This window comes from Streptomyces sp. NPDC088147, from assembly GCF_044741565.1.
GTDB lineage: Bacteria > Actinomycetota > Actinomycetes > Streptomycetales > Streptomycetaceae > Streptomyces.
Genome location: NZ_JBIUSY010000009.1, coordinates 218,285 through 233,990 on the forward strand (window position 1 = coordinate 218,285; position 15,706 = coordinate 233,990).

Annotated in this window: 10 protein-coding genes; 3 read left to right on the forward strand and 7 right to left on the reverse strand. The window is 71.6% G+C overall.

Going from position 1 to position 15,706, the window contains the following annotated elements; genetic code table 11:
- Nucleotides 1-35: 35 nt before the first annotated feature.
- The 3 genes from ACIOGX_RS29865 to ACIOGX_RS29875 form a co-directional block, all read right to left on the reverse strand.
- Complete coding sequence (locus ACIOGX_RS29865; RefSeq protein ID WP_356511296.1) at nt 36-1,886, reverse strand: acetolactate synthase large subunit; 1,851 nt, start codon at nt 1,884-1,886, stop codon at nt 36-38.
- Nucleotides 1,887-2,119: 233 nt separating this feature from the next.
- Nucleotides 2,120-4,972 carry a putative bifunctional diguanylate cyclase/phosphodiesterase gene (locus tag ACIOGX_RS29870; RefSeq protein ID WP_401917734.1) on the reverse strand — a complete coding sequence of 951 codons (2,853 nt, stop codon included), beginning with the start codon at nt 4,970-4,972 and terminating at the stop codon, nt 2,120-2,122.
- Between the two features lie 341 nt (nt 4,973-5,313).
- Nucleotides 5,314-6,252: a 2-hydroxyacid dehydrogenase gene (locus ACIOGX_RS29875; protein WP_401917736.1), complete on the reverse strand. Its 939-nt coding sequence runs from the start codon at nt 6,250-6,252 to the stop codon at nt 5,314-5,316.
- Between the two features lie 72 nt (nt 6,253-6,324).
- On the opposite strand from ACIOGX_RS29875, the gene ACIOGX_RS29880 reads away from it, so the two are divergent.
- The 3 genes from ACIOGX_RS29880 (at nt 6,325) to ACIOGX_RS29890 (ending at nt 8,893) form a co-directional block, all read left to right on the forward strand.
- On the forward strand, nt 6,325-7,320 hold the full coding sequence (locus ACIOGX_RS29880) for an aldo/keto reductase (protein WP_356511290.1): 996 nt from the start codon (nt 6,325-6,327) through the stop codon (nt 7,318-7,320).
- Nucleotides 7,321-7,517: 197 nt separating this feature from the next.
- Entirely contained in the window at nt 7,518-8,678 is a 1,161-nt protein-coding gene (locus ACIOGX_RS29885) for a PQQ-dependent sugar dehydrogenase (protein WP_401917738.1), read from the forward strand.
- 41 nt (nt 8,679-8,719) lie between these two features.
- Nucleotides 8,720-8,893 (forward strand): DUF6191 domain-containing protein, encoded by a 174-nt coding sequence (locus ACIOGX_RS29890; RefSeq protein WP_356511286.1) that lies wholly within the window; start codon nt 8,720-8,722, stop codon nt 8,891-8,893.
- Between the two features lie 65 nt (nt 8,894-8,958).
- On the opposite strand, the gene ACIOGX_RS29895 is transcribed toward ACIOGX_RS29890, so the two are convergent.
- The 4 genes from ACIOGX_RS29895 to ACIOGX_RS29910 all read right to left on the reverse strand — a co-directional run bounded on the left by ACIOGX_RS29895 (nt 8,959) and on the right by ACIOGX_RS29910 (nt 15,575).
- Entirely contained in the window at nt 8,959-12,006 is a 3,048-nt protein-coding gene (locus ACIOGX_RS29895; protein ID WP_401917953.1) for an AAA family ATPase, read from the reverse strand.
- Between the two features lie 134 nt (nt 12,007-12,140).
- Complete coding sequence (locus ACIOGX_RS29900) at nt 12,141-12,314, reverse strand: hypothetical protein (protein WP_383969404.1); 174 nt, start codon at nt 12,312-12,314, stop codon at nt 12,141-12,143.
- Nucleotides 12,315-12,525: 211 nt separating this feature from the next.
- Entirely contained in the window at nt 12,526-13,170 is a 645-nt protein-coding gene (locus ACIOGX_RS29905) for a hypothetical protein (RefSeq protein ID WP_383969407.1), read from the reverse strand.
- Nucleotides 13,171-13,259: 89 nt separating this feature from the next.
- Nucleotides 13,260-15,575, reverse strand: coding sequence for an MMPL family transporter (locus tag ACIOGX_RS29910; RefSeq protein WP_401917741.1), 2,316 nt, complete (start codon nt 15,573-15,575; stop codon nt 13,260-13,262).
- Nucleotides 15,576-15,706: the final 131 nt, after the last annotated feature.

The window sequence follows — 15,706 nt, forward strand, 5'->3', positions numbered from 1 at the left end:
TCTTCTCTCGGTCTCTCGGGCTCTCGTTCCGCGGCTCAGTCGTCCGCGCCGTCGCCGAAGTCGGGGCGGACGCCCAGGGCGGCCATGACCTCGTCGTTGGAGGTGCCCGCGGCGACCATCGGCCAGACCTGGGCGTCCTCGTGGACGATGAAGTCGACCACGACGGGGCGGTCGTTGATGGCGTTGGCCTTGGCGATCACCGCGTCCAGCTCGTCCGGGGACTCGCAGCGCATCGCGACACAGCCCATGGCCTCGGACAGCTTGACGAAGTCCGGCACGCGGGTGCCGCCGGTGGGGCCGTCGGCCGCGTCCTGGCCGGAGTGCAGCACGGTGTTGGAGTAGCGCTGGTTGTAGAAGAGGGTCTGCCACTGGCGGACCATGCCCAGCGCGCCGTTGTTGATGACCGCGACCTTGATCGGGATGTTGTTGAGCGCGCAGGTGGTGAGTTCCTGGTTGGTCATCTGGAAGCAGCCGTCGCCGTCGATGGCCCAGACGGTGCGGTCCGGCTGCCCGGCCTTGGCTCCCATGGCGGCCGGCACGGCGTATCCCATGGTCCCGGCGCCGCCGGAGTTCAGCCACGTGGCGGGCTTCTCGTAGTCGATGAAGTGCGCGGCCCACATCTGGTGCTGGCCGACGCCCGCCGCGTAGATGGTGTCCTCGGGGGCGAGTTCGCCGATGCGCTGGATGACCTGCTGCGGCGAGAGGGTGCCGTCCGCGGGCTGGCTGTAGCCGAGGGGGTAGGTCTCGCGCCAGCGGTTGAGGTCCTGCCACCAGGCGGTGTAGTCACCGACGTGGCCGTCGGTGTGCTCGGCCTGGACGGCCTGGACCAGATCGGCGAGGACCTCGCGGGCGTCGCCGACGATCGGCACGTCCGCGGTGCGGTTCTTGCCGATCTCGGCCGGGTCGATATCGGCGTGGACGACCTTGGCGTGCGGCGCGAAGCTGTCCAGCTTGCCGGTGACGCGGTCGTCGAAACGGGCTCCGAGGGCGACGATCAGGTCGGCCTTCTGGAGCGCGGTGACGGCGGTGACCGATCCGTGCATGCCCGGCATCCCCACGTGCAGCGGGTGGCTGTCGGGGAACGCGCCCAGCGCCATCAGGGTGGTGGTGACGGGGGCGCCGGTGAGCTCGGCGAGGACCTTCAGCTCGGCGGTGGCGCCGGCCTTGAGGACGCCGCCTCCGACGTACAGCACCGGGCGCCTGGCCTGCGTGATCAGCTTGGCGGCCTCGCGGATCTGCTTGGCGTGCGGCTTGGTCACCGGGCGGTAGCCGGGCAGGTCCTGGGTGGGCGGCCAGCTGAAGGTCGTCTCCGCCTGGAGCGCGTCCTTCGCGATGTCCACCAGGACGGGTCCCGGGCGCCCGGTGGAGGCGATGTGGAAGGCCTCCGCGATGGTGCGCGGGATGTCCTCGGCCCTGGTGACCAGGAAGTTGTGCTTGGTGATCGGCATGGTGATGCCGCAGATGTCCGCCTCCTGGAAGGCGTCCGTCCCGATGGCCTTGCTCGCCACCTGGCCGGTGATCGCGACCAGCGGCACGGAGTCCATGTGCGCGTCGGCGATCGGGGTGACCAGGTTGGTGGCGCCGGGGCCCGAGGTGGCCATGCAGACGCCCACCTTGCCGGTGGCCTGGGCGTAGCCCTCGGCCGCGTGGCCCGCGCCCTGCTCGTGGCGGACGAGGATGTGGCGGACCCGGGTGGAGTCCATCATCGGGTCGTACGCGGGGAGGATGGCGCCGCCGGGGATGCCGAATACCGTGTCGGCTCCCACTTCCTCAAGAGAGCGGATGAGGGACTGCGCGCCCGTGACGTGCTCGACGGAGGCGGGGGACGGTCCGCCGTTACGGGCCCGCGGCTGCGGATGGTGGGCCCCGGTGGCCTGCTCGGTCATCGGCATTCTCTTCTCGAGGCTGAGGGTTTTTGCGAGGGTTTGGGGTGTGCCGGTGCAACAAAAAACCCCTCGTGCCATAAGGCAGGCGAGGGGAGCGCGTCGGTGGGGTGTGCGGAGCGGTTCGTGCTCTGCTTCAGCCGACGCGCTTTCCAAGTACGAGAATTCGGGTGCGCATGGCACTGACCATCCCTCCGGCGCGCCATGGCTGTCAAGTGGGTGGGACGGGAGTCTCACTATTTGAGCGGATCGAGGGGCATCGAAGGGTGTGGGATTCGGTCACCCGGAGACGGCCGGGAAGACCTGACGGGAAGCCCGCTTCCGGGCAGCGCGCTGCCCGTCAGCACGGGCTGGGCCGCACCGTCCGGCAGCGGGTACGTGCCTGCCAGCAGGGCGCGGCGCAGCCGGTATTCGTCCAGCGGCCCGGAGAAGGCCATCCCCTGGCCGTGCGTACACCCCATGGCGCGCAGCGCGAGGACCTGCTCGGGGACGTCGACGCCGTCGGCCACGGACTGCATGCCCAGATCACCGGCGATCCGCAGCAGTCCCGCCGTGATCTTGTGCAGCCGCGCGGACTCCACGACGCCCTCCACCAGACCGCGGTCCAGTTTCAGTACGTCCACGGGGAGCCTGCGCAGGGCGCTGATCGCGGCGTAGCCGCTGCCGAAGCCGTCGAGGGCGATCCGTACGCCCAGCCGGCGCAGCGCGATGAGCCGGTGTTCCAGCTCGTCGAGCGAGGCGCGCGGATCGCTGTCGGAGAGCTCTATCATCAGGGCCCCCGACGGCAGCCCATGGCGGCTGAGCAGGGACTCGATGGAACCGAGCGGCAGGGACTTGTCGAGCAGCCTGCGGGCCGGGAGCCGTACGGCGACGGGCACAGGATGGCCGATTCTCGCCCGTTCCACGGCATGGGAAACGGCCTCTTCCAACAGCCAGCGACCGAGCTCCGCGGTGCGGTCGCTGTCGTCGCCGGTGCGCAGGAACTCCGCGGGGGTGAACAGGATGCCCTGGGCGGAGCGCCAGCGGGCCTGGGCGGCGACGGCGGAGACCCGGCCGGTGGTGAGATGCACCACGGGCTGGTGCAGCAGGGCGAATTCGCCGTCGTGCAGGGCGGTGCGCAGCCGGGTCGCCAGCTCGGTCTTGCGGACGACGTCGGCCTGCATCTGGGGCGCGTAGAGCTCGACGCGGTTCTTGCCCGCGGCCTTGGCCCGGTACATGGCGAGGTCCGCGTTGCGCATGAGCTCGGTGGGGGTTATGCCCGGTTCCGCGAAGGCGATCCCGATGGAGGCGGCGACCCGGACATCGTTGCCGTCGATGCGATACGGCTGCGAGAGCGTGAGGCGGAGCCGGTCGGCGATCTCGTGCACCTGGTGCTCGCGGGCGGTCAGATCGTCGTTCCCGTCGCCGAGGACGATGGCGGCGAACTCGTCGCCGCCGAGCCGGGCGGCGGTGTCACCGGCCCGTACGGAGTCCTGGAGCCGGTGCGCGGCGAGGATCAGCAGTTCGTCCCCGACCTGGTGCCCCAGGCGGTCGTTGACGCCCTTGAAGCCGTCGAGGTCGATGAAGAGCACGGCGGTGCCCGGATCGGTCGTACGGCGGCCGGAGAGGGCCTGTCGTACCCGCTCGGTGAACAGGGCGCGGTTGGGCAGGTCGGTGAGCGGGTCGTGCTCGGCGTTGTGCTGGAGCTGCGCCTGGAGGCGCACCCGTTCGGTGACGTCCCGGCTGTTGAAGATCAGCCCGCCCTGGTGGCGGTTGACGGTGGATTCCACGTTGAGCCAGTCACCGGCGCCTGATCTGAACCGGCACTCGATGCGGGTGGTGGGTTCCTCGGAGGGGGGTGCGGCCAGGAAGCGCCGTACTTCGTGGACCACCCTGCCGAGGTCGTCGGGGTGGATGATCGAGGCCAGCTCCGCGCCGACGAGATCCTCGGCCTCGCGGCCGTACACGCCCGTGGCGGCGGGGCTGACGTAGCGGAGTATGCCGGAGGGCGCGGCGATCATGATCACATCGCTGGAGCCCTGCACCAGGGACCGGAAGTGGTTCTCCTTCTGGGCCAGTTCATGGGTGAGCGCGATGTTGTCGACGAGCATGATGCCCTGCCGTACGACCAGCGCGAGCACGACCGCGCAGCCGGTGAGGACCACCACCCGGTCGACCCGCCTCCCCTCGATCACGTTGTAGAGGATGCCCAGCGTGCAGACGGCGGCCGCCAGATACGGCGTGAGCGCGGCGAGCGAGCCGGCGATGGGACGGCTGGGGGTACGGGGGTGCCGTGGCGGTGGAGGGCTCTCCGGGACCCGGCGCATCCCCCATGGCGCGTACGCCAGGAGCAGCGAGCCGGCGAACCAGCCGGCGTCCAGGAGCTGTCCCGAGCGATAGGTCTCCCGCAGCAGCGGGGACGTGAACAGGGCGTCGCACAGCACCGTCAGGGCGAGCGCGGCGATGGCGGTGTTGACGGCGGACCGGCTCCCCGTGGCCCGTCGGAAGTGCAGCGCGAGCACCATGCTGACCAGCACGATGTCGAGCAGCGGATAGGCGAGGGAGAGCGCCGCCTGGGTCACGCTCTCGCCCTGGAAATGCGCCGTCCGCGCGAGGGCGAGGCTCCAGGAGAGCGTGAGCAGTGAGCCGCCGATCAGCCAGGAGTCGAGCGCCAGACAGAGCCAGCCGGCCCTGCTGACCGGGCGTTTGGCGAGCACGAGCAGCCCCACGATGGCGGGTGGCGCGAAGCAGAGGAAGAAGAGATCGGCGAGTGAGGGACTGGGCACCGGCTCGTCGAGGATGACCTCGTACCAGCCCCAGACGGCGTTCCCTCCCGAGGCCATGGCGGAGGAGAACGAGAACAGCAGCCAGGCGGGCTTGAAGCGGCTGCCACGGCCGCGCGCGTAGAAGAAGCAGGAGACCGCGGCGATCGCGGCGGCCAGGCTGAGACCGAAGTCACCCATGAACAAGGCCAGTTCGTGCGAGCCCCAGCCCAGCGCCGCGCCGGCCGCGTAGCCTCCGCAGATCAGGGCGAGCAGGAGCTGTGCGACCAGCCCCGAGCCGCTGCCCGTGACCGTCCGCCTGCCGAGGAGCACTCCGTCGGCGCTCACCGGAGCACCCCGGGGGGTGTCGCTGTCACCGCCGGGGGAACCTGCCTGTCGATCGGGATGTCCGGAGGCCGCCGCCGGCGTCCCTGCTGCGTCGGATCGTTCGTCCATTGGCCGTACATCGCCCGTCGCCCCCCTCGCATTCTGTTCACTCCGCTGCGCCGCCCCAGGCGCGCCGCAGCCCCCAGATCGGGACGATACACCAGTCTCGTCACTCAGGGACATAGTTCTTCTACTCTCCGTGACGATCAGGGGAGTTGTCGGCCACGAGGGTGTCCGGTCGGCTGCGGAGCGTGTCCGGGGGGTGCCTTCCGGGTCGTGGGGCGGGGTGCCGCGGCCGGGGGTCAGCCGGTGGTGAGGACGATGTTGCGCAGCTCCTCCCCGGCGGCGAACCGGGTGAGCTGGCCGGCCAGCAGCCGGTGGGCACGCGGCAGGAACGCCGAAGTGGAGCCGCCGACATGGGGGCTGATGAGGACGCCCGGGGTGTGCCAGAGCGGATGGCCGGCGGGCAGCGGTTCCGGGTCGGTGACGTCCAGGGCGGCCGTGATCCGTCCGCTCCCGGTCTCGGCGAGCAGCGCCTTGGTGTCGACGACGGCGCCGCGCGCGACGTTGACCAGAAGTGCGCCGTCCTTCATCCGCGTCAGGAACTCCGGTCCCGCCAGCCCCCTCGTCCCCTCGGTGAGCGGGGTGGAGAGGATCACCACATCGGCGCCGGGGAGCAGTTCGGGAAGATCGGTGAACGCGTGGACGGCGCCGCGCTCCGTCGTGCGGGCGGAGCGGGCGACGCGCACCACCCGCGCGCACTCGAAGGGCGCGAGCCGGTCCTCGATGGCCGCGCCGATCGATCCGTACCCGACGATCAGTACGGACTTGTCGGCGAGCGCCGGGTAGAAGCCGGAGCGCCACTCCTCCCGCTGCTGGCCGGTGACGAAGCCGGGGATGCCGCGCAGGGAGGCGAGGATCAGCGCCAGGGTGAGTTCGGCGGTGCTGGCCTCGTGGACGCCCTTGGCGTTGCACAGGCGTACGCCGGCGGGCAGCGTGCCGAGCGCGGGGGTCACATGGTCGATGCCCGCCGAGAGGGTCTGGACCACGCGTACGGAGGTCATGGCGGCGAGCGGCCGTACCGCGACCTCGGGTCCCTTCATGTACGGGACGGCGTAGAAGGCGCAGTCGGCGGGGTCGGCGGGGTACTCCTCGCCGCCGTCCCAGAACCGATAACGCGGTCCCTCGGGAAGTCCCTCTATCGCGTCGGCCTGGAAGGGGAGCCATACGTCTGAAGTCATGGTCAGGAGGCTATGCGAAGTGCGCCGGACCGATGGGGTTAGCTTGAGGGCGGCATGAGGAGGGGTACGGCGTTGGAGCGCAGGACAATCGGTGCGGCGGCGCTCGAAGTGGGCGCGATCGGCCTCGGCTGTATGCCGATGCACTGGGCCTACACCGGCTCGCAGCAGCACGGCGACCGTTCGCTCCGTACGGTGCACGCGGCGCTCGACGCCGGTACGAGTCTGCTCGACACGGCCGACATGTACGGCCCCTTCACCAACGAGCTGCTGCTGGGGCGGGTGCTCGGGCAGCGGCGGGCGGATGTCTTCGTCTCGACCAAGTGCGGACTGCTCGTCGGTGATCAGCACATCGTCGCCAACGGCCGCCCCGGCTATGTGCGGCGGGCCTGTGACGCCTCGCTGCGGCGGCTCCAGACCGATGTGATCGATCTCTACCAGCTGCACCGCGCCGACCCCGAGATACCGGTCGAGGAGACCTGGGGTGCGATGGCGGAGCTGGTGACCGCGGGGAAGGTGCGGGCGCTCGGGCTGTGCGCGGTGGGGGCGCGCGCGTCCCGGCGCAGATCGGGGGCGCATCTGCACGAGTCGACGATCCGCCAGCTGGAGCGGGTGCAGCAGGTCTTTCCGGTGAGCGCGGTGGAGGCGGAACTCTCGGTGTGGTCGCCGGAGGCGCTGGAGCGGCTGCTGCCGTGGTGCGAGGCGCGCGGGATCGGGTTCCTGGCGGCGATGCCGCTGGGCAACGGCTTCCTGACCGGCACGCTCACGCCGGGGCAGGGCTTCGAGCCGGACGACGTACGGGCGCGGCATCCGCGGTTCACTGCGGAGATGATGGCCGCGAACCAGCCACTGGTGGTGGGGCTGCGCCGGATCGCGGCGCGGCACGGCGCGACCCCGGCGCAGGTGGCGCTGGCGTGGGTGCTGAGCCGGGGGCGGCATGTGGTGCCGCTGCCGGGGACGAAGCGGGAGCGGTGGGCGGTGGAGAACGCGCGGGCGGCGGGGCTGACGCTGACGGCGCGGGATCTGGCCGAGATCGCGGAGCTGCCGCCGGTGCGGGAGTCGTGGGACTGAGCGCGCCCGTGGGGTAGGAACAGCCGCGGTGCGGTATCGGTGGAGCACAGTGGAGCACAGGGGATTCGGCGCGGACGGATCGGCGCGGACGGATCGGCGCGGAGCGATCGGCGCGGGGGATCAGCCCATGGAATCGGCGCAGGAATCAGCGCAGTGAGTCAGCACAGGGGAATCGCAGCCTTCGAAGGGATCGAACCGTGCAACGTTCAGCAGTGACGGCCGTGGGGGCCGCTGTCGCCCTTCTCGTGTTGACGGGATGCTCCTCGGGCGGCGACACGGGCGCCGTGCCCGGCCGGAGCACCCCGACGACCCCGGCCGCCGCCACGTCGCGGGACGCGCCGCCCAGCCCGTCGGCCGCGCCCGCCAAGGGCTCGGTGAGGGTGGTGTCCACTGTCGCGGCAGGGCTCGCGTCGCCATGGGGCCTGGCCGCTCTGCCCGACGGTGATCTGCTGGTGTCCTCGCGCGACGAGGGGACGATCACCCGGGTGGACGCGGAGAGCGGGCGGAAGACCGTGATCGGCGATGTGCCCGGGGTCTCCCCTGCGGGCGAGGGCGGACTGCTGGGCATCGCGCTCTCTCCCGCGTACGCCTCGGACCATCAGGTGTACGCGTATTTCACGACCGAGGGGGACAATCGCGTCGCGCGGATGTTCTACGACGAGAAGAAGCCGGCCGGACAGCAGCTGGGGGCGCCGGACACGGTGCTCCGGGGTATTCCGAAGGGCAGTATTCACAATGGCGGCCGGATCGCGTTCGGCCCGGACAAGATGCTGTACGTGGGCACCGGCGAGACCGGTGAGACGGGCCTCGCGCAGGACAGGAAGTCGCTGGCCGGAAAGATCCTCCGGATGACTCCGGACGGGCAGCCCGTACACGGAAATCCGGAGGCGGATTCGGTCGTCTATTCCCTGGGCCACCGCAATGTGCAGGGTCTGGCCTGGGATTCCGAGAAGCGGCTGTGGGCCTCGGAGTTCGGCCAGAACACCTGGGACGAACTGAATCTCATCGAGCCCGGCAAGAATTACGGCTGGCCCGACGCGGAGGGAAAGGCCGGTGAGCCCGGCTTCGTCGACCCGGTCGCGCAGTGGAAGACGGACGAGGCGTCGCCGAGCGGTATCGCGTACGCGGAGGGCTCGATCTGGATCGCCGCGCTGCGCGGCGAGCGGCTCTGGCGGATTCCGCTGGCGGGACGGGAATCCGCGGCTGCTCCCCAGGCGTTGTTGAATACGGAGTACGGCCGCCTGCGCACGGTCCTTTCGGCGGGCGGGAACAAGGTGTGGCTGATGACCAGCTCGACGGATGGCCGGGGCACACCGAAGCCGGGGGACGACAGGATCCTCCTGCTGGAAGTCGCGTAGCGATACGCGCCGCGACGTGTAGCGAAGAGGGTGGGCAGTCCGTGTTCAACCTGATCGAGGAGCTTTTCGCCCCGGGCCGCAAGCACACCGACGAGGAACGGAAGAGGCTGGAACTGACCAGGGTCGATGTCGATGACAACGATCCGGGCCGGGGACCGATAGATCTCGCCTCGGGAAAGGTCACGATAAGGCCGCCCGCCCCGCACGGGGAGTGACGAGCCCAGGGCCTGTCCGGTGAACTCCGCGGGGCCGCGGAGTTCACCGGACAGGCCCTGTTTCGCTAAGCCGCCGCATCGGGGAAAAGGCGCAGCCGGTGTGTGAGGGCCGCCGCTTCCGTACGGCCGGACACCCCCAACTTGGCCAGGATGTTGGAGACATGGACACTCGCCGTCTTGGGCGAGATGTACAGCTCCTCGGCGATGGCGCGATTGCTGTGACCGGCGGCGACCAGCCGCAGGACGTCCTGCTCCCGGGGGGTCAGGCCCAGTGAGCGGGCCGGGTCCGGATCCGGGCCGGAGCCGGCGGCCGTACGGACCCCGGCGGGTGTCGGCGCAAGGCTGATCCGGGCCCGGCCTGCGAGCAGTTCGATCTCCTCGGTCAGCGGGCGCGCGCCGAGACCGCGCGCCGCCGTATGGGCCAGGACGAGCAGGTCCGCGGCCTCGCCGCGGTCGGCGTGATGGTCCAGCAGCGCGGCGGCCCAGCGCTGCCGTGCGAGAGCCAGTTCGAAGGGCCGCTCCGTCGCCTCGAAGGCGGCGACGGCACGCGCCCACAGCTCCGGCGCCATCCTGCCCTCCGCCCGCGCCAGCTCGGCTTCGAGCAGGAGGCCGTACGCCTGCCAGACGGGCACGAGCGTGGGCATCCGCTTGGCGTGGACGCGTATGGCCGCGAGGATCGCCGCGCGTCCCGCCTCCGCGTCCGGCAGCCCCCGGGCGTCCGCCTCGATCGAGGCGGCCGTGCACAGCAGCGGCAGTGCGTACTGCCGGGTGCCCGGCGGGAAGCCGTGTTCGGTGATCCGCTCGAACTCGGCCCTGGCATCGGCCAGCGCGCCCCTTCGCGCGGCGATACACATCGCGAGCCGGGCCGGCGGTATGAGGTGCTGCGGCTGGAAGTCATGGGTGCCGAAGAAGCCCCTGGCCAGCTCCACCTGGCGCTGGGCCTCGTCGAAGTCGCCGCGTACCAGGGCCAGTTCGGCGCGGCGTCCGGCGACCAGACCGCGTGCCTTGTGGGACTGGGCGAGCGCCACCGTGTCATCGAGGACGGCGTCCGCCTCGGACCAGCGCCCGAGGGAGAAGAGGGAGTGCGCGAGATTGTGCCGCACCCAGGCCTCCGTGTCGGCGAGCCCCCGCTGATGGGTGAAGGCGACGCCCTGTTCCGCGGCGGTCACCGCTTCCCCTGAGCGGCCCATGCTCTCCAGCGTGGACGGCAGATTGACACTGGCCCGCCCCAGGATCCCGGCGGCGCCCAGCTCGACGGCCCGGTCACGGGCCTCGTAGATCTCGGCGATGCCCTCCTCGACACCCCCCGCGTCGGCGGTGAGCCAGCCGCGGGTGAGACGGGCGTGCAGCTCGGTCAGTTCGGCGCCGACCAGCCGCGCGTACTCCACGGCCCGGTCGGCGGCGGCCAGGCTGTCGGGGCCCGGGTGGTGCAGGGCGCCCCAGCTCGCGACCGTGGCGAGGACCTCCGCGTGCACGGCGGACGGCCGCATGCCGCGCACCAGCTCCTGGGCGGTGGCCAGCTCCTGCCAGCCGTCGCCGCGTGTGAGGTCCTGCACCAGCCGGGAGCGCTGGATCCAGAACCAGGCGGCGCGCAGCGGATCCTTCCCGCCGTCCTCGCCCTCCAGGACCCGCAGGGCCTTCTTGGAGATCGCCAGGGCGCGTTCGCGTTCACCGCCGAAGCGTGCGGCGACCGCCGCCTCCGCCATCAGGTCCAGATAGCGCAGCGGCGCGGAGGCCGGATCGCCGCCGCAGGGCGGATAGACCTCGACGTCGTCCGGTGGCCGCAGCGTGCCACGCACTTCCTCGGGGGTGTCGTCCCACAGCTCCATGGCCCGTTCGAGCAGCCTCAGTTGCTCGGAGTAGGCGTAGCGCCTGCGCGCCTCCACGGCGGCGCTCAGCACGGCGGGGAGGGCCTTGGCGGCGTCATGCGCGTGGTACCAGTGGCTCGCGAGGCGCGTGGTGCGCTCATCGGCCCGTACGAGCGAGGGATCGGCCTCCAGCACCTCGGCGTAGCGGCGGTTGATCCGGGAGCGCTCGCCCGGGAGCAGATCGTCGCTGACCGCCTCGCGCACCAGGGAGTGCCGGAAGCGGTAGCCGTCCCCGTCCGCCGTGGGCAGCAGGATGTTGGCGCCGACGGCGGCCCGCAGCGCCTCGATCAGCTCGTCCTCCGCGAGCCGGCCGACGGCCGCCAGCAGCCGGTATTCGACGGTCGTGCCGCCCTCCGCGACGATCCTGGCGACCCGTTGGGCGTCCTCGGGCAGCGCCTCGACCCTGACGAGCAGCAGATCGCGCAGGGAGTCGCTCAGACCGGTGCTGCGCCCCGTCCCGATGGAGCAGGCCAGCTCCTCCACGAAGAACGCGTTGCCGTCGGAGCGTTCGAAGATCTGGTCCAGCACGGCCGGGTCCGGTTCGGCCGCGAGGATGCCCGCGAGCTGGCTCCGTACCTCGGCGCGGCTGAAGCGGGAGAGCTCGATACGGCGGACGGAACGCAGCCGGTCCAGCTCGGCCAGGAGCGGGCGCAGCGGATGGCGGCGGTGGATGTCGTCGGCGCGGTACGTGGCGAGGACGACGAGCCGGCCGCGGCGCAGCGCGCGGAAGAGATAGGCGAGGAGATGGCGGGTGGAGGCGTCCGCCCAGTGCAGATCCTCCAGGACGAGCACGACCGTACGGTCGGCCGCCAGCCGTTCGAGCAGCCGCGCGGTGAGTTCGAAGAGCCGGGCGGTGCCGTCCTCCCCTAGCGCGCCGCGGTCGGACTGCCCCAGCTCGGGGAGGATCCGCGCCAGTTCGTCCTCCTGGCCCTCGGCCGCCGCCTTCAGTTCGTCGGGCAGTTGGCGCCGCAGGGAGCGCAGCGCGGTGGAGAAGGGCGCGAACGGCAGTCCGTCCGCGCCGATTTCGACGCAGCCGCCGACCGCGACGACGGCCTTCTGGGCGCAGGCCACTTCGTGCAGCTCCTCGACGAGCCGCGTCTTGCCGACCCCGGCCTCGCCGCCGATGAGCAACGCCTGCGGCTCGCCCGCGGTGGCGCGGGCGAGCGCTTGGGTGAGGGCGGTGAGCTCGCCGGATCTGCCGACGAACACGGGGCTGACTGACCTGGTCTCCACGGGCCCGAGCATCGCACAGGGGTCTGACAGCGCGGCACTGGATTTCGCGGCACCGGTTTTGGCGGCGCCGCCGGTCGCGGCGCCGCCGCTCGCGGCACCGGTGATCGGGCGGAGTGCCATCGCGTCACCTCACGTCACGTGTCAGGTCACGCGGCGCGCGTGAACCGGTCGTGCCATGTGTTCACCCGCCCCTCCCGTGCTTCCCTGGCCGCTCGCCTGGCCTCCCGGCGGGCGGCGCGGACCTCCCGTACGAGCCGCTGCTCCTCGGCCCTGCGGATCAGTTCGGCCTCGTTGATCTTCTGGAGTTCGTACGCGAACATCGGGTCCCCCTGATGAAGATGTCTGGCGTCTGGTGATGCCTCCACCTTCGTCTCCCAGGGGGTGCGGCCACATCGGGAGAGTGCCGCATCCTGACGGCCCCCGGTGCCTTAGAAACAGGGGCGCGGACATACGTACGGCCTAAGGCCCCGGCTGTGACGCCGGGCGGACCTTAGACCGGGAGGGGGGACGGATCGCGGGGAGCGTGCGGGCTCAGGGGGTGGGCGCGGGCGCGGCGGGGGGCGTGGGCAGGGCCGCGAAGAGGTCGAAGTACATGCCGAAGGAGACCAGCAGCCCCAGGAAGCCGAGGATCGCCCCGGCCAGCGCGAAGGGGCGCACCCAGCCGGTGCGCTGCGGCAGGGCCAGCACGATCACTCCGACGAGCATCGCCACCAGGGCCACGCCGCCGTTGACCGCGGCGGTGAGGTGCCAGCCGTCGGCGTAGATCGCGGAGATCTGCTGCTCGGCGGTGCTGGACTGGCCGGTCTTGAGCTGTCCCACCAGGCCCTGGCGCTCGGCGAGGACCCGGCTCGTCCAGGTGCCGGTGAGGGCGACGATCCCGAGGCAGACGGCGACGATGGAGGCGGCGGCGGAGCCGAGACCGGACGGGCGGCTCACCGCGGCGGCCTCGTCATCGTCCAGGTCGTCGGTGTCCTCCGCGTCCTCCGCCACGGCGCCCTCCGGGCCTTCGGCCGGGGTGGCGTCCTTGTCGGCGGGCTCGGCGGCGGACCCCTTCGTGAGGTCGGCCTTGGGGCCGGTGGTGGTCTCCGCCGTCGGCTCGGCGCCGGAGGCGGCGGTCCCGGCCGTCTTCGGGTCGGTGGTCTGGTCGGCGGTCTCGGTCTCGGGGGTCGGGTTCATACGGCGCACGCTAGGGGCCCAGTCTGAGAACTTCCTGAGAACGCCGGAACTCGTGGCCGAGAGAGCGTTTCCCGGCGACGTGCGGGGGTTCACCGCGCGAGCACGCTGTCCTCGGTCCCGCTGTTCTCCGTCGCGCCCGGCTCAGCGCGCGGCTCGGCGCGCGGCTCGGCGCGCGGCTCGGCGCGCGGCTCGGCGCGCGGCTCGGCGCGCGGCTCGGGGATCTCCGCGTCCGCGCGCTGTTCGGGCGCCTCGATACTGATCCGCGGCAGCCAGCGGTCGAGCCGGCGCGGCAGCCACCAGTTGGCGCCGCCGAGCATATGCATCAGGGCCGGGACCAGCAGCGTACGGAGGACGAAGGCGTCCAGAGCCACCGCCGTCGCCAGCGCGATGCCGAACATGGCGATGACCCGCTCACCGCTCAGGACGAACGCGAGGAAGACCGAGATCATGATGACCGCCGCGGAGTTGATCACCCGCCCGGTCTCGGCGAGGCCGACACGGACCGCCCGGCGGTTGTCCCCCGTCTCCAGCCACTCCTCGTACATCCGGCCGACCAGGAAGACCTGGTAGTCCATGGAGAGCCCGAAGAGCACCGAGACCATGATCACGGGCAGGAAGGGTTCGATCGGGCCCGCGCTGCCGAGCCCCAGCAGCTCACTCCCCCACCCCCACTGGAAGACCGCGACGACGACCCCGAAGGACGAGGCGACGGCGGCCACGTTCATCAGCGCGGCCTTGACCGGGATGCCCACGGACCGGAAGGCGAGCAGCAGAAGCAGACAGCCGAGGGTGATGACGACCCCGATGAAGAGCGGCAGTTTGCCGATGATGATCTCCGCGAAGTCGTCGTAGCTCGCGGTGAGCCCGCCCACGTGCACGTCCAGGGAGGTGCCGGCCTCGGCCTCGGGCAGGACGTCCGTACGCAGCCGGTCGACCAGGGCGCTGGTGTCCTTCGACTGGGGCGAGGAGTCCGGTACGACGGTGAGCGCCGCCGTGTCGCCGCTGCCGTTGAACGTGATCGGGCCGACGGACGCGACGCCTTCCGTCGTACGCAGCGTGCCGGGCAGCTGGTCCATGGCGAGCCGGTCGTCCGCGCCCTCCAGGTGTGCCACCAACGTCAATGGGCCGTTGACGCCGGGGCCGAACCCTTCCGCGAGCCGGTCGTACGCCTGCCGGGTGGTGGAGGAGGCGGGGTTGTTGCCCTGGTCGGAGGTGCCCAGATGCAGCGAGAAGGTGGGCAGGGCGAGGACCAGCATGACCGCGGCGGCCACGGCGCCGAGCAGCCTGGGGTGGCGTTCGACGAAGAGGGACCAGCGGGCGGCGAAGGTCGTGGGCCGGTCGGGCTCGGGGCCGTGCGCGGCGAGCCGCTCGCGTTCGCGCCGGTTCAGCGCCCGCGGACCGATGTACGAGAGCAGGGCGGGCAGCAGGGTCACGGACGCGGCGACGGTCAGGACGACCGTGAGCGAGGCGGCGATCGCGACGCCGTTGAGGAAGCTCAGCCCCAGGATCAGCATGCCCAGCAGGGCGATACAGACGGTGGCCCCCGCGAAGACGACGGCTCTGCCGGTGGTGGCGACCGCGTTGACCGCCGCCTCGTGGACACTCAGGCCGCGTTTGAGGCCCGTACGGTGCCGGGTCACGATGAACAGCGCGTAGTCGATACCGACTCCGAGGCCGATCAGCAGACCGAGCATCGGGGCGAAGTCGGCGACCGTCATCACATGGCCGAGCAGTGCGATGCCCGCGTACGCCGTGCCGACCGAGACCAGCGCGGTGGCCAGGGGCAGCAGGCTCGCGGCGAGCGAGCCGAAGGCGAGGAAGAGGACGACGGCGGCGACCGCCACACCCACGATCTCGGCGGTGTGCACCGAGGTGGATTCGGTGAGCGCGACGGCGCTGCCGCCGAGCTGCACGTCCAGTCCGTCGTCGGCGGCGGCCCTCGCGGTGTCGACGACCGCTTCCGCCTGCGACAGGGGGAGGTCGTCGGTCGGCCGCTCGAAGGTGATCCGCGCGTAGGCGGTCCGTCCGTCCGCGCTGATCTGCGCGGCGCCGTCGGGGGCGTAGGGGCCCGCGACGGAGGAGACACCGGGCAGCTTCCCGACCTTGTCGAGCATCTCCCCCATGCGCTGCTGGACCTCGGGCGTACGGACGGAGCCGAAGCCGGGACCGGTGCCGGAGGCGCGGTCCGCGTGCCAGACGATGGTGTTGTCGTCGCCGCCGAGCCCCCGGAAGCCGTCGTCGAGGAGCTGGGCGGCGCGGCCCGACTCGGTGCCCGGGGCCTCGTAGTCGTTGGAGTACGAGGATCCCAGCACGCCCGCGGCGGTCGAGACACCGCCGAGGGCGAGCAGCCAGAGGAGAACGGCGAGGAGACGGTGTCTGATGCACCACCGTGCGAGGGCTGCCAACGGATCCGCTCCCTGGGTCACTCCGGGTCACTCGTGGGAGATTCACTGTCGCAGCGAATAGTGATCGATTGTCCGTTTGGTGGGTTTACTCACAGTGTGCGGCGCGCGGGAACTCCGCACGCCGGAGACGC

What these genes read in the sequence shown, in the direction of transcription:
- ACIOGX_RS29865 (WP_356511296.1), bottom strand. Translation starts at nt 1,886, where the DNA reads ATGACCGAGCAGGCCACCGGGGCCCACCATCCGCAGCCGCGGGCCCGT.
- ACIOGX_RS29875 (WP_401917736.1), bottom strand. Translation starts at nt 6,252, where the DNA reads ATGACTTCAGACGTATGGCTCCCCTTCCAGGCCGACGCGATAGAGGGA.
- ACIOGX_RS29895 (WP_401917953.1), bottom strand. Translation starts at nt 12,006, where the DNA reads ATGCTCGGGCCCGTGGAGACCAGGTCAGTCAGCCCCGTGTTCGTCGGC.
- ACIOGX_RS29900 (WP_383969404.1), bottom strand. Translation starts at nt 12,314, where the DNA reads ATGTTCGCGTACGAACTCCAGAAGATCAACGAGGCCGAACTGATCCGC.
- ACIOGX_RS29905 (WP_383969407.1), bottom strand. Translation starts at nt 13,170, where the DNA reads ATGAACCCGACCCCCGAGACCGAGACCGCCGACCAGACCACCGACCCG.